The organism is Variovorax paradoxus EPS (genome assembly GCF_000184745.1).
Taxonomy (GTDB): domain Bacteria; phylum Pseudomonadota; class Gammaproteobacteria; order Burkholderiales; family Burkholderiaceae_C; genus Variovorax; species Variovorax paradoxus_C.
Genome location: NC_014931.1, coordinates 5974153 through 5986172, shown reverse-complemented (window position 1 = coordinate 5986172; position 12020 = coordinate 5974153). Strand labels below are relative to the sequence as shown.

The following is a 12020-nucleotide window of genomic DNA, read 5'->3' as shown; positions in this document are numbered from 1 at the left end:
GCATGACAACTTTCACCCGTCGCATCGCATTCACGGCGGTCGCCGCCGCAGCGCTCGCGAGCCTGCCTGCGCTCGCCGCCGAAAAGGTGAACCTCGGCGTTTCGATTCCCGCGGCGACGCACAGCTTCATGGGCGGCATCAACTACTGGGCCAACCAGGCGAAGAAGGACCTCGAGAAAGAACACAAGGACCTGAAGATCACGATCAAGACCGCGGCCAACGCGCCCGAGCAGGCCAACCAGTTGCAGGACCTCTCGACGGTCACCAAGATCAACGCACTCGTCGTGTTCCCGTTCGAATCCGCCGCGCTCACCAAGCCGGTCGCGCAGGTCAAGGCCAAGGGCGCGTACGTCACCGTGGTCGACCGCGGCCTTACCGATACCAGTGCGCAGGATGCATACGTGGCCGGCGACAACACCGCCTTCGGCAAGATTCCCGCCGAGTACATCGTGAAGACGCTCGGCGGCAAGGGCAACGTGGTCGCGCTGCGCGGCATTGCCACCACGCTGGACAACGAGCGCATGGACGCCTTCAACGCGGTGTTGAAGGGCAGCCCCGACATCAAGCTGCTCGATGCCAAGTACGCCAACTGGAACCGCGACGACGCCTTCAAGGTCACGCAAGACTACCTCACGCGCTTCAAGCAGATCGACGCGATCTGGGCGGCCGACGACGACATGGCCGTGGGCGTGCTCAAGGCCATCGAGCAGGCCAAGCGCGACGACATCAAGATCGTGTTCGGCGGCGCGGGCGCCAAGGGCATGGTCAAGACCATCATGGACGGCAAGGACAAGCGCATCGGCGCCGACGTGAGCTACTCGCCCAAGTTCATCTACGACGCGATCAAGCTCACGGCCGAAGCGCGCCTGAAGGGCGAGAAGCTGCCGGCGACGACGATCATTCCTTCGGTGTTGATCACCAAGGAAAACGCCAAGGACTTCTACCACCCGAACTCGCCTTTCTGAGTCTGTGGTCTTGCTCCCTCTCCCCTTGGGGAGAGGGCGGGGGTGAGGGTGGCAGCAATTGCGAAGGCAGTGCGCCTGCAACCGCCCCAGCCCTCACCCTAACCCTCTCCCCAAGGGGAGAGGGGACAACTCGGAAGCCAAATACCCATGAGCTCCATACCTCTTCGCAAGCTCCGCTACGCCATGGTCGGCGGCGGCCGCGACGCCTTCATCGGCGCCGTGCACCGCAAGGCCATGGCGCTGGACGGCCAGATCGAATTCGTCGCGGGCGCGCTTTCGTCGAGCCCCGACAAGGCGCGCGCCTCGGGCCGCGACCTCGGCCTGGCCGACGACCGCAACCATGGCGACTGGCAGACGCTGCTCGCCGATGAATTGAAACGCCCGGCGGACCAACGCATCGACTTCGTCTCGATCGTCACGCCGAACCATGTGCACTTTCCGGTCGCGCAGGCTTTCGCCGATGCGGGCTTTCACGTCGTGTGCGACAAGCCGCTGGTGCATACGCGCGACCAGGCCGATGCGCTGGTCGCCACGGTCGCGAAGCAGGGCACGGTGTTCGGCGTCACCTACAACTACACCGGCTACCCGATGGTGCGGCAGGCGCGCGAGATGGTGCGCTCGGGCCAGCTCGGCGACATCCGCAAGATCGTCGTCGAATACAACCAGGGCTGGCTCGCGAGCCATGTCGAGGGCAGCGGCAGCAACAAGCAGGCCGACTGGCGCACCGACCCCGCGCGCAGCGGCGCGGCTGGTGCCATCGGCGACATCGGCTCGCATGCCGAGAACCTCGTCGCGAGCATCACGGGCCTCGAAATCGAAAGCCTCTGCGCCGACCTCACCGCGCATGTGCCGGGCCGCATGCTCGACGATGACGGCAGCCTGCTGCTGCGCTTCAAGGGCGGCGCGCGCGGCGTGCTGATCGCCTCGCAGATCAGCACGGGTCTCGAGAACGACCTGCGCCTGCGCATCTCGGGCGCGCTCGGCACGCTCGAATGGCACCAGGAGCAGCCGAGCCAGTTGGTGCACCTGCCGCACGACGGGCCCAAGCGCATCTTCACGCGCGGCGGGCCGTGGCTGTGCGAAGCGGCGCGGCGCGCGAGCCGGCTGCCGACGGGCCATCCCGAAGGCTTCATCGAGGCTTTCGCCAACATCTACGCGGGCGTGGCGGCGGACATCCGCGCGCGGCTCGCGGGTCAGCCGGCCGACCCGCTCGCGGCGGACTATCCGCGCGTGGAAGACGGCGCGCGCGGCGTGCGCTTCATCGAGCGCACGGTGGCGTCGGCCCAAAGCGAATTAAAGTGGACGCCCTGGTGATGCGCCGGCCTCGCACCCGCGAGGCCATGCCGCGTTGCCATCGGCATCCATGACGCATTCATCTTCCGACGAATCCTCTTCAACGCGATGGCTGCGCGCCCTGTGGCTGCGCTGCAAGACGCTGTGGCCGCTGAAGCTGGTCGGCAACACGGTCGCCACCATCGGCTTCTTTCCGCTGTACTTCTGGATCATGAAGAACGCGGGCCAGGCGTGGGTGCTGCCGCTCACCGCGTTCGACCGGCTGATCGCGTTCTGGCCGGCGGTGCTGCCCATCTATCTCTCGCTCTGGGGCTACATCGCGCTGCCGGTGCTGCTGGCCAAAGACAAGCGCGAGCTGTGGAGCTTCTCGTTCGGCTGCGCGGCCATGACAGCGCTTGCGCTGGTCGTCTTCTGGTTCATGCCCACGGCGATACCGAACTTCACCATCGATGCCACGCCGGGCACATCGCTCCATTTCCTGAAGACGGTCGACTCGGCCGGCAACGCCTTCCCGTCGCTGCATGTGTCGTTCTCGGTGTTCACCTGCATCGTGCTCGCGCGCCAGTTGCGCGACGCCGGCGCGCCCGCATGGCTGCGCCTCTTCAACGTGGCATGGGCCGCGGCCATCGTGTATTCGACGATGGCGGTGCGCCAGCATGTGCTGATCGACGTGCTCGGCGGGCTGGCACTGGGCCTCGCCCTCGGCTTCGTCTCGCGCGAGCGCGGCGCGGCCATGCAGCCCGTGGGCGCGCGCGCGGTGTAGGCCGGCCGTTGTATTTGCCGGGCGTGCCGCCTGCGGTACAACCTGCCATCGTCTTTCATCCGATGCAGGAGCCCTCATGAAGATCCGTTCGTCCGTTGCCGCTGCCTGCATGGTGGCCGCCGGCCTTGGCGCCGGCCCCGCCTTCGCCCTCGACTACCCCGCGCGCAAACCGGGCCTCTGGGAAATGCAGACCAGCGATGGCCCCGGCAGCAAGGGGAGCCCCCAGGCCATCCAGCAATGCATCGACGCCGCCACCGACAAGATGCTGCGCGACATGGGCCAGGGCATGGGCAAGGACATGTGCTCCAAGCAGGACATGCGCATGGAAGGCGGCAAGCTGGTGATCGACTCGGTCTGCAAGATCGGCCAGACCACGGCCACCTCGCAGGCCGTGATGACCGGTGACCTCAGCACGGCCTACCGCCTGGAGAGCAAGTCCACCTACAGCCCGCCGCTCATGGGCCGCGCCGGTGCCACCACCGTCGTGGAGGCCCGCTGGGTCGGCCCCTGCAAGCCCGACCAGAAGCCAGGCGACATGGTGATGAACGGCATGAAGATGAACGTGAACGACATGATGGGCGCGCGCGGCAAGAAGTAGCAGGCAAGTAGGCGCCGGCCCACACCGCTTCGCGGTCGCCGTTCGGCAGCGCGGCCGCCCGCCCCGGCCTACGATGGCGGCTATGCCCGACAAGGTGGATCTCGTCGTCGCCCGGCCCGAGGGCCTGTATTGCCCGCCCGGCGATTTCTACATCGACCCGTGGCGGCCGGTGGCGCGCGCGGTCATCACGCACGCGCATTCCGACCATGCCCGCATCGGGCACGCGCATTACCTCGCGCACACCGACAGCGCCGGCACGCTGCGCACGCGGTTGGGTGCCGACATCGACCTTCAGACGCTGCCTTACGGCGAGGTCATCGATCACCACGGCGTGCGCCTCTCGCTGCACCCGGCCGGCCATGTGCTGGGCTCGGCGCAGGTGCGGCTCGAACACGGCGGCCGCGTGTGGGTGGCCTCGGGCGACTACAAGACCGAGCCCGACGGCACCTGTACGCCCTTCGAACCCGTGCCCTGCGACACCTTCATCACCGAATCGACCTTCGGCCTGCCGATCTACCGCTGGCCCACGCAGGCCGTGCTGTTCGCTGAGATCGACGCGTGGTGGCGCGCCAATGCGGAAGCCGGCCGCGCCTCGGTGCTGTTCTGCTATGCCTTCGGCAAGGCGCAGCGCATCGTGCACGGGGTCGATGCGTCGGTCGGGCCGATCGTCGTGCATGGCGCGGTCGAGCCGCTGAACGCGGTGTACCGGGCGGCGGGCGTGGCGCTGCCGGAGACGGTGCGCGTCACCGATGCCGGTGTCGATGCGGCACTGCTGAAGCGCTCCCTTGTGCTCGCACCGCCGTCCGCGCAGGGCACGCCGTGGATGAAGCGCTTCGGCAACTACGCCGATGCCTTCGCGAGCGGCTGGATGCAACTGCGCGGCACGCGCCGCCGGCGCGGTGTGGACCGCGGCTTCGTCATGTCCGACCACGCCGACTGGCCCGGCCTGCAGCAGGCCATTGCGGGCACCGGCGCCGAGCGCGTGTTCGTCACGCACGGCAGCGTGCAGGTGATGGTGCGGTGGCTCACGGAGAACGGGCTCGATGCGCAGGGCTTCAAGACCGAGTACGGCGACGAAGATGACCAAGAGACTCCTTCCCCTTCCGGGGGAGGGCGGGGGAGGGGGCCTGCGGCGCTCGATGGGGACGCTGCCAGCCCCCATCCCAACCTTCCCCCGGAGGGGGAAGGAGCCGATACATGAAGGACTTCGCCGCGCTCTACCGAGAACTCGACGCGAGCACGTCGAACCTCGTGAAGCAGGCCGCGCTACAGCGCTACCTGCGCAACGCCGACGCGGCCGATGCCGCGTGGGCCGTCTACTTCCTCGCCGGCGGCAAGCCGCGCCAGCTCGTGCCCACCAAGCTGCTGCGCCTCCTCGCGCAGGAAGCCGCGGGCCTGCCCGAGTGGCTGTTCGACGAGAGCTACGACGCGGTCGGCGATCTTGCCGAGACCATCGCGCTCCTGCTGCCGCCGCCGAGCGAAGTGCACGACCTCGGGCTCGCGGCCTGGGTCGAGCAGCATCTGCTGCCGCTGCGCGAGGCCGCGAAGACCGCGCCGGAAGAACTGGCGGACCGGCTGCGCGCGCAGTGGCGGCAGCTCGCGGCCGAGGAGCGGCTGGTGTACTTCAAGCTCATCACCGGCGCGTTCCGCGTCGGTGTGTCGAAGCTGCAGGTCACGCAGGCGCTCGCGGCCGTGGGCGGCATCGATGCCAAGCGCGTCGCGCAGCGGCTCATGGGCTACACGCACATCGGCGCACGGCCGCGGGCGGGCGACTACGCCACGCTGATTGCGCCGGAGTCCGATTCGGAGCAGGTGCAGAAGACCAGCGGCCAGCCGTACCCGTTCTTCCTCGCGCACCCGTTCAACATTCCGCTAGAACAGTTCGATGCGGTGCTGGGCCCGCCGGCCGACTGGATCGTGGAGTGGAAGTGGGATGGCATCCGCGCGCAGCTTGTCAAGCGCGCGGGCGTGGTGTGGCTGTGGTCGCGTGGAGAAGAACTCGTGACTGATCGCTTTCCCGAACTCGCGGTGCTCGGCGAGGCGCTGCCCGATGGCACAGTACTCGATGGCGAGATCGCGGTCTGGCGTGAAGACAAGGTGCAGCCTTTCGCCGAACTGCAGAAGCGCATCGGCCGCAAGACGCTGGGCGCGAAGCTGCTGCGCGACATTCCCGTGGTGCTGCTGGCCTACGACATCCTCGAATGGGAAGGGCGTGATTTGCGCACGGAGCCGCAGTCGGCGCGCCGCATGCTGCTCGACGACCTCGTCACGCGCATGCAGCATCCGTCGCTGCTGCCCAGCCCGATGCTCACCGGCCTCGACTGGAGCGATCTCGCGCGGCAGCGCGAAGCGGCGCGCACCATGGGCGTCGAAGGAATGATGCTCAAGCGCCGTGACTCGCAGTACGGCGTGGGCCGCACGAAGGACGTGGGCGTGTGGTGGAAGTGGAAGATCGATCCGCTCAGCATCGATGCCGTGCTCATCTACGCGCAGCGCGGGCACGGCCGCCGCGCAAGCCTCTTCAGCGACTACACCTTCGCGGTGTGGGACGGTCCGCCTGAACAAGAGGACCGCAAGCTCGTGCCGTTCGCCAAGGCCTACTCGGGGCTCACCGATGCGGAGATGGCGCGCGTGGACGCGATCATCCGCAAGACCACGGTCGAGAGCTTCGGGCCGGTGAAGAGCGTGAAGCCGACGCTGGTGTTCGAGCTGGGGTTCGAAGGCATCGCGCGCAGCACGCGGCACAAGAGCGGCATCGCGGTGCGCTTTCCGCGCATGCTGCGCTGGCGGGAAGACAAGCCGGTGGCGGAAGCCGACACGCTGCAGACGCTGGCTGCGCTGCTGCCGTCATGACCGAGCAGAAGGACCCCGAATTCCTCCCTCCCCTTCCGGGGGAGGGCCGGGGTGGGGGCAAGCGGCGTATCAAGGATCAGCTGCCGGTCGAAGGCCGCGTGCCCCCATCCCAACCTTCCCCCGGGAGGGGAAGGAGCAAGACCGTCAAGGCTGCGCTCTATGCATGGTTCGTCGCGCGGGGGTGGACGCCGTTCAAGTTTCAACGCGACGTGTGGAAGGCCATTGCTGAAGGCAAGTCCGGCATGCTGCATGCCACCACCGGCGCGGGCAAGACCTATGCGGTGTGGCTCGGTGCGCTGCAGGTCTTCTCGCAGGCGCGCAAGGAAACCGCTCGCCCTTCGGCTCCGCCGCTCACCGTGCTGTGGCTCACGCCCATGCGCGCGCTCGCCGCCGACACGCTGCGTGCGTTGAAGCAGCCGCTCGAAGTACTCGGCGCCGAGGTGCATCCGTGGAGCGCCGGCGCGCGCAGCGGCGACACCTCGTCGGCCGAGCGCAGCGCGCAGAACGAACGGCTGCCGACCGTGCTCGTCACCACGCCCGAAAGCCTCTCGCTGTTGCTCGCACGCGCCGATGCCAGCGTTGTGCTGGGCCGCGTGAAGATGGTCGTGGTCGACGAGTGGCACGAACTGCTCGGCAACAAGCGCGGCGTGCAGGTGCAGCTCGCGCTCGCGCGGCTCAAGCGATGGAACCCGGGCCTCGCGGTCTGGGGCATGTCGGCCACACTCGGCAACCTGCAGGAGGCGATGCATTCGCTGTTGGGCCACGAAGACGGCGTGCTCGTGCAGGGCCAGGTGCCGAAGAAGCTCGTCATCGATTCGCTCCTGCCCGGCCGCGCCGAACGCTTTCCGTGGGGCGGTCACCTCGGCCTCACGATGCTGCCGCAGGTGATCGAGGAGATCGCCGCGAGCAGCACCACGCTGGTCTTCACCAACACGCGTTCACAGGCCGAGATCTGGTACCAGGCGATGCTCGAAGCCAGGCCCGAGTGGGCCGGCACCATCGCGCTGCACCACGGCTCGCTAGACCGCGCAGTGCGCGAATGGGTCGAGCTGGGTTTGAAGAGCGGCGAGCTCAAGGCAGTGGTGTGCACTTCGAGCCTGGACCTGGGCGTGGATTTCCTGCCGGTCGAGCGCGTGCTGCAGATCGGCTCGCCCAAGGGCGTCGCGCGCCTCCTGCAGCGCGCGGGCCGCTCGGGCCATGCGCCGGGGCGGCCGTCGCGCATCACGCTCGTGCCCACGCACAGCATCGAGATGGTGGAGGGCGCGGCGGCGCGCACCGCGATTGCAGAAGGGCACATCGAGGCGCGCCATTCGCCCGACCAGCCGCTCGATGTGCTGGTGCAGCACCTGGTGACGGTGGCGCTCGGCGGCGGCTTCGTACCCGACGATCTCTACGACGAGGTGCGCGGAACGGCCGCCTACGCCTCGCTCTCGCGCGAGAGCTGGCAGTGGTGCCTCGACTTCGTCTCGCAGGGCGGACCGTCGCTTGCGGCGTACCCGGATTACAAGCGCGTCGTGCCGGATGCGGAAGGCGTATGGCGTGTCCCCGATGCGCGGCTCGCGCGGCGCCATCGCATGAACATCGGCACCATCGTGAGCGACGCGAGCATGGCGGTGCAGTACCTCGGCGGCGCGAAGATCGGCAGCGTCGAAGAAGGTTTCGTCGCGCGCATGAAGCCGGGCGACTGCTTCCTGTTCGGCGGCCGCCTGCTCGAACTCGTGCGCATCCACGACATGACGGCCTGGGTACGGCGCGCCACCGGCAAGCGCGCCGCGGTGCCGCGCTGGAACGGTGGGCGCATGCCGCTGTCGAACACGCTGGCCGACGCGGTGGTGCAGCAGCTCGCGCGGGCGGGCGAGGCGCACTACGACTCGCCCGAGCTGCAGTGCGTGCGGCCGCTGCTCGAAATCCAGCAGCAGTGGTCGGCGCTTCCGACACCGCAGACGCTGCTCGCCGAGACGCTGAAGACGCGCGAGGGCTCGCATCTCTTTCTCTATCCGTTTGCCGGCCGCCACGTGCACCTGGGGCTCGCGAGTCTGCTGGCCTGGCGCGTCGCGCAGCACGAGGCGCGCACCTTCTCCATCGCGGTCAACGACTACGGCTTCGAGCTGCTGAGCGCGACCGAGGTCGACTGGCCCGCACTGCTGCCGCAGGTGCTGCGCCTGCCGGAAGGCGACGGTGATACGGACGCCCACACGGCGCTGCTGCACGAGGTGCTGGCCTCGCTCAACGCGGGCGAACTCGCGCAGCGGCGATTTCGCGAGATTGCGCGCGTCTCGGGGCTGATCTTCCAGGGCTATCCGGGCGAGAAGCGCAGCAGCCGGCAGCTGCAGGCGTCGTCGTCGTTGTTCTGGGAGGTGTTTCGCAAGTACGACCCGTCGAACAAGCTGCTGCTGCAGGCCGAGAAGGAACTGCTGTCGCAGGAGCTGGAAATCGGACGCCTGCGCGCGAGCCTGGAGCGCATGGCCACGCAGCAACTCGTGCTGAAGCCGCTCGAGCGGCCGACGCCGTTTTCGTTTCCGCTGATGGTCGAGCTTTTCCGCGAGAAGCTGTCGAACGAGAACGTGGCCGACCGCATCGCACGCATGGTCGAGCAACTCGAAAAGGCCGCGGGCGGCGTGGTCACGGCCGGTGGCGTGGAGCGCGTGAAGAGCACGCTGGCGTTCGGGCAGGAGGGGCCGGGCAAGTCGCCGCCCAAGCCACGGCGCGAGCGCAGGCGGCCCTCAAGGCCGCTGCCGCCGTTGTGAGCCGATCGATCAGCCGCCGTGCGCCTTGACCCACCGCACGATGTCCGCCGCGCCCATCGCGCCGGCCTGCCGTGCCACTTCGCGGCCGCCGCGGAACAACGCCAGCGTCGGGATGCTGCGGATGTTGAAGCGAGCGCCGAGCGCGGGCACGGCCTCGGTGTCGACCTTGGCCAGGCGCACGTGCGGTTCGAGCTGGGCCGCGGCCTGTTCGTAGCCCGGCGCCATCTGGCGGCAGGGGCCGCACCACGGCGCCCAGAAGTCGACCAGCACAGGGATCTCGTTGCGTGCGATGTGGCGGTCGAAGGTGGCCGCGTCCGGGAGCGCGGTGGAGTGGCCGGTGAACAGCGCCTTGTGGCAACTGCCGCAGTCGGGTGCGCTGCCCAGTTGCTCCGCGCGCACGCGGTTGGTCGTGTGGCAGTGCGGGCAGACGATGAGCTTCGGGGGCGATTCGGTCATGAGGAAAAACTGGGGCTCGTCCGGTTGAATTGCAAGGTGGCGGCCGGTTCGCGCGTCTTTTGCGACACTCCTTGGCCGTGACTTCTTCGCACCTTACCGCCTCTACGCTCGCTGTCCAATGGGCCGGCGAGCTGCTGCACCTGCTGCCCGAACGTGCGCTCTGGTGGCCCGGCGGACGCGTGCTGTTCATCGCCGATCTGCACATCGGCAAGGCGGCGACCTATCGCGCGCTGGGGCAGCCGGTGCCGGGCGGCACCACGCAGGAGAACCTCGCGCGGGTCGATGACCTGATCGCCGCGCATGCGCCCGGGCACATCGTCTTTCTCGGCGATTTCCTGCACGCGGCACAGGCCCGCACGCCGCAGGTGCTGGCCGCGCTCGAAGCCTGGCGCGCCGCGCACGCAGGCATTGCCATGACGCTGGTGCGCGGCAACCACGACAGCCGGGCGGGCGATCCGCCGGCGGCGCTCGGCATCGAGGTGGTCGACGAGCCGTTCCTGCTCGGTCCCTTCGCCTGCTGCCACCATCCGCAATCGCACGCCACGCACTTCGTGCTCGCGGGACACCTGCATCCGGCGTGCAGGCTCTACGGACGGGGGCGCGACAGCGTGCGGCTGCCCTGTTTCGTGAGCGATGCGCGGCAGGTCGTGCTGCCGGCCTTCGGCGAGTTCACGGGCGGGTGGTTGATGGAGACCGCGCCGGAGCGGCGCTTCTACGCAGTGGGCGGTGAGACCGTGTGGGCACTGCCGCCATCGGATTGAAGGATCTGGCTCCTTGCCCTTCCGGGGGAAGGTTGGGATGGGGGCAGGCAGAGCGCCCGATGGATACGCCGCTTGCCCCCACCCCGGCCCTCCCCCGGAAGGGGAGGGAGAAAGAAAAATTCAGAGCACGACCGGCTCGTCCGGCAATTCGTTGGTATCGGCCTCGTCCTCGGCCAACGGAAAGTGCGCCACCAGCAACGCCGACATTTCCTCCAGCGCCTGCGTGAGCCCGTCCTCGAAGCGACCCTCACGAAACGCTGCGCCCATGCGCTGCGCCATCGCAGCCCACTCGGCATCGTCCACGCGCGAGTCGATGCCGCGGTCGGCCACGATCTCGATCGCGTGCTCGGCCAGCAGCAGGTAGATGAGCACGCCGTTGTTGTGCTCGGTGTCCCACACGCGCAGCTTGCCGAACAGCGTGACGGCGCGCTCTCTGGGCGGCGCATGGCGCCAGAGGTACGACATCGGCAGGCCCGCCTCGACGCAGATGCGGACCTCGCCGCTGTGGCGCCGCTCGCTCGCGGCCACGCGTGCCGCCAGGCGCTGCAGCACGTCGGCCGGCAGCACGCGGCGCACCGCGGCTTCGTCGGTCCACCGATGGCGCCAGATGCGGCCCAGCTTCGAGAAGAGCGCCGGTTCTGCAGTTGCCGTTGCCATGTTCACCAGTCTCCCGAAGCGCCGCCGCCGCCGAAATTGCCACCGCCGCCGGAACTGAAGCCACCGCCCCCGCCTCCGCCGCCACCACCCCATCCGCCGCCCCCGCCGCTGCTCCAGCCACCACCGCCGCTGCCACCGCGACCACCACCGAACCCGGCGAGGCCCGCGAACAGCGAGACCATGAGCGCGATCATTCCGGCAATCACCGCGATGACCATGCTGGTCGTGAGAAAGAACGCGACCACGCCGATGCCGCCGCCCATGGCGACCGAACCCAGCGTCTTGCCGAGGATGGCGCGCACGATCGGCGCGCCGACGAAGACGCCGACGAACAGGAAGATCGCGAGGTTCTCCCAGTCGAAGTCGCCGCCTGAACCGTTGCTGCCGCTGTTGCTGCGCGAAGGCTCCGGCAGCGGCTCGCCATCGACCAGTCCGATGATCCGGTCCACCGCCGCATTCAGTCCGCCCGCGAAGTCGTTGTTGCGAAAGCGCGGCTTCATCTCCTCGTCGATGATCCGAACCGCCGCGAGGTCGGGCACCGCGCCTTCGAGCGCCTTGGCGGTGGCGATGCGCATCTTGCGATCGTCCTTGGCGACGATCACCAGGAGGCCGTCGCCCACGTCCTTGCGGCCGATCTTCCAGGCGTCGCCGACGCGCTGCGCGTAGCTGGCGATGTCCTCGGGCTGCGTGGTCGGCACCATCAGCACCACGATCTGCGAGCCTTTGCGCTGCTCGAAGGCGGCGAGCTTGGTTTCGAGGCCCGAGCGCTGCGCGGCGTCGAGCGTGCCGGTCTGGTCGATGACGCGCGCGGTGAGCGCGGGCACGGGCAGCAGGCCTTGCGCGAAGGCGCCAGCCATGCTCAGCGTCATCAGCATGATGACCACCCACAGCGGCCTCCTCAGGCGCGCGAACCATTCCAGGAACACC

Annotated in this window: 11 protein-coding genes; 8 read left to right on the top strand and 3 right to left on the bottom strand. The window is 68.7% G+C overall.

Annotation, left to right across the window (positions count from 1 at the left end; translation table 11 throughout):
- Window positions 1–2 precede the first annotated feature (2 nt).
- From VARPA_RS27475 to VARPA_RS27445, 7 genes are all read left to right on the top strand, one after another.
- A complete protein-coding gene (locus VARPA_RS27475; RefSeq protein WP_013543859.1) occupies window positions 3–965 on the top strand; it encodes a substrate-binding domain-containing protein in 963 nt (320 codons plus the stop codon).
- A gap of 147 nt (window positions 966–1112) precedes the next feature.
- Window positions 1113–2279, top strand: coding sequence for a Gfo/Idh/MocA family protein (locus VARPA_RS27470; RefSeq protein WP_013543858.1), 1167 nt, complete (start codon window positions 1113–1115; stop codon window positions 2277–2279).
- Between the two features lie 49 nt (window positions 2280–2328).
- Window positions 2329–3021 (top strand): phosphatase PAP2 family protein, encoded by a 693-nt coding sequence (locus VARPA_RS27465; RefSeq protein ID WP_013543857.1) that lies wholly within the window; start codon window positions 2329–2331, stop codon window positions 3019–3021.
- Between the two features lie 76 nt (window positions 3022–3097).
- Window positions 3098–3619, top strand: coding sequence for a DUF3617 domain-containing protein (locus tag VARPA_RS27460; RefSeq protein ID WP_013543856.1), 522 nt, complete (start codon window positions 3098–3100; stop codon window positions 3617–3619).
- 73 nt (window positions 3620–3692) lie between these two features.
- Complete coding sequence (locus tag VARPA_RS27455; protein ID WP_416367498.1) at window positions 3693–4820, top strand: ligase-associated DNA damage response exonuclease; 1128 nt, start codon at window positions 3693–3695, stop codon at window positions 4818–4820.
- Window positions 4817–6472 (top strand): ATP-dependent DNA ligase, encoded by a 1656-nt coding sequence (locus VARPA_RS27450; protein ID WP_013543854.1) that lies wholly within the window; start codon window positions 4817–4819, stop codon window positions 6470–6472. Before VARPA_RS27455 ends, VARPA_RS27450 begins: the two co-directional genes overlap by 4 nt.
- Window positions 6469–9219 (top strand): ligase-associated DNA damage response DEXH box helicase, encoded by a 2751-nt coding sequence (locus VARPA_RS27445; protein ID WP_013543853.1) that lies wholly within the window; start codon window positions 6469–6471, stop codon window positions 9217–9219. Before VARPA_RS27450 ends, VARPA_RS27445 begins: the two co-directional genes overlap by 4 nt.
- Window positions 9220–9228: 9 nt before the next feature.
- Here VARPA_RS27445 and trxC read toward each other — a convergent pair whose 3' ends face one another.
- Window positions 9229–9675, bottom strand: coding sequence for a thioredoxin TrxC (gene trxC, locus VARPA_RS27440; protein ID WP_013543852.1), 447 nt, complete (start codon window positions 9673–9675; stop codon window positions 9229–9231).
- A gap of 77 nt (window positions 9676–9752) precedes the next feature.
- Here trxC and pdeM point away from each other — a divergent pair, with 77 nt between their 5' ends.
- Window positions 9753–10436, top strand: coding sequence for a ligase-associated DNA damage response endonuclease PdeM (gene pdeM / locus VARPA_RS27435; RefSeq protein WP_013543851.1), 684 nt, complete (start codon window positions 9753–9755; stop codon window positions 10434–10436).
- Window positions 10437–10556: 120 nt separating this feature from the next.
- On the opposite strand, the gene VARPA_RS27430 is transcribed toward pdeM, so the two are convergent.
- Window positions 10557–11093, bottom strand: a complete 537-nt coding sequence (locus tag VARPA_RS27430) for a TPM domain-containing protein (RefSeq protein WP_013543850.1) — start codon at window positions 11091–11093, stop codon at window positions 10557–10559.
- 2 nt (window positions 11094–11095) lie between these two features.
- Window positions 11096–11968, bottom strand: coding sequence for a TPM domain-containing protein (locus VARPA_RS27425; RefSeq protein ID WP_049794561.1), 873 nt, complete (start codon window positions 11966–11968; stop codon window positions 11096–11098).
- Between the last annotated feature and the right edge of the window lie 52 nt (window positions 11969–12020).

Excerpts from the sequence above, each read along its gene's own strand:
- VARPA_RS27460 (WP_013543856.1), top strand. The coding sequence starts at position 3,098 with ATGAAGATCCGTTCGTCCGTTGCCGCTGCCTGCATGGTGGCCGCCGGC.
- VARPA_RS27475 (WP_013543859.1), top strand. The coding sequence starts at position 3 with ATGACAACTTTCACCCGTCGCATCGCATTCACGGCGGTCGCCGCCGCA.
- VARPA_RS27465 (WP_013543857.1), top strand. The coding sequence starts at position 2,329 with ATGACGCATTCATCTTCCGACGAATCCTCTTCAACGCGATGGCTGCGC.
- VARPA_RS27425 (WP_049794561.1), bottom strand. The coding sequence starts at position 11,968 with ATGCTGATGACGCTGAGCATGGCTGGCGCCTTCGCGCAAGGCCTGCTG.
- trxC (WP_013543852.1), bottom strand. The coding sequence starts at position 9,675 with ATGACCGAATCGCCCCCGAAGCTCATCGTCTGCCCGCACTGCCACACG.
- VARPA_RS27470 (WP_013543858.1), top strand. The coding sequence starts at position 1,113 with ATGAGCTCCATACCTCTTCGCAAGCTCCGCTACGCCATGGTCGGCGGC.
- VARPA_RS27450 (WP_013543854.1), top strand. The coding sequence starts at position 4,817 with ATGAAGGACTTCGCCGCGCTCTACCGAGAACTCGACGCGAGCACGTCG.
- VARPA_RS27445 (WP_013543853.1), top strand. The coding sequence starts at position 6,469 with ATGACCGAGCAGAAGGACCCCGAATTCCTCCCTCCCCTTCCGGGGGAG.
- VARPA_RS27455 (WP_416367498.1), top strand. The coding sequence starts at position 3,693 with ATGGCGGCTATGCCCGACAAGGTGGATCTCGTCGTCGCCCGGCCCGAG.
- VARPA_RS27430 (WP_013543850.1), bottom strand. The coding sequence starts at position 11,093 with ATGGCAACGGCAACTGCAGAACCGGCGCTCTTCTCGAAGCTGGGCCGC.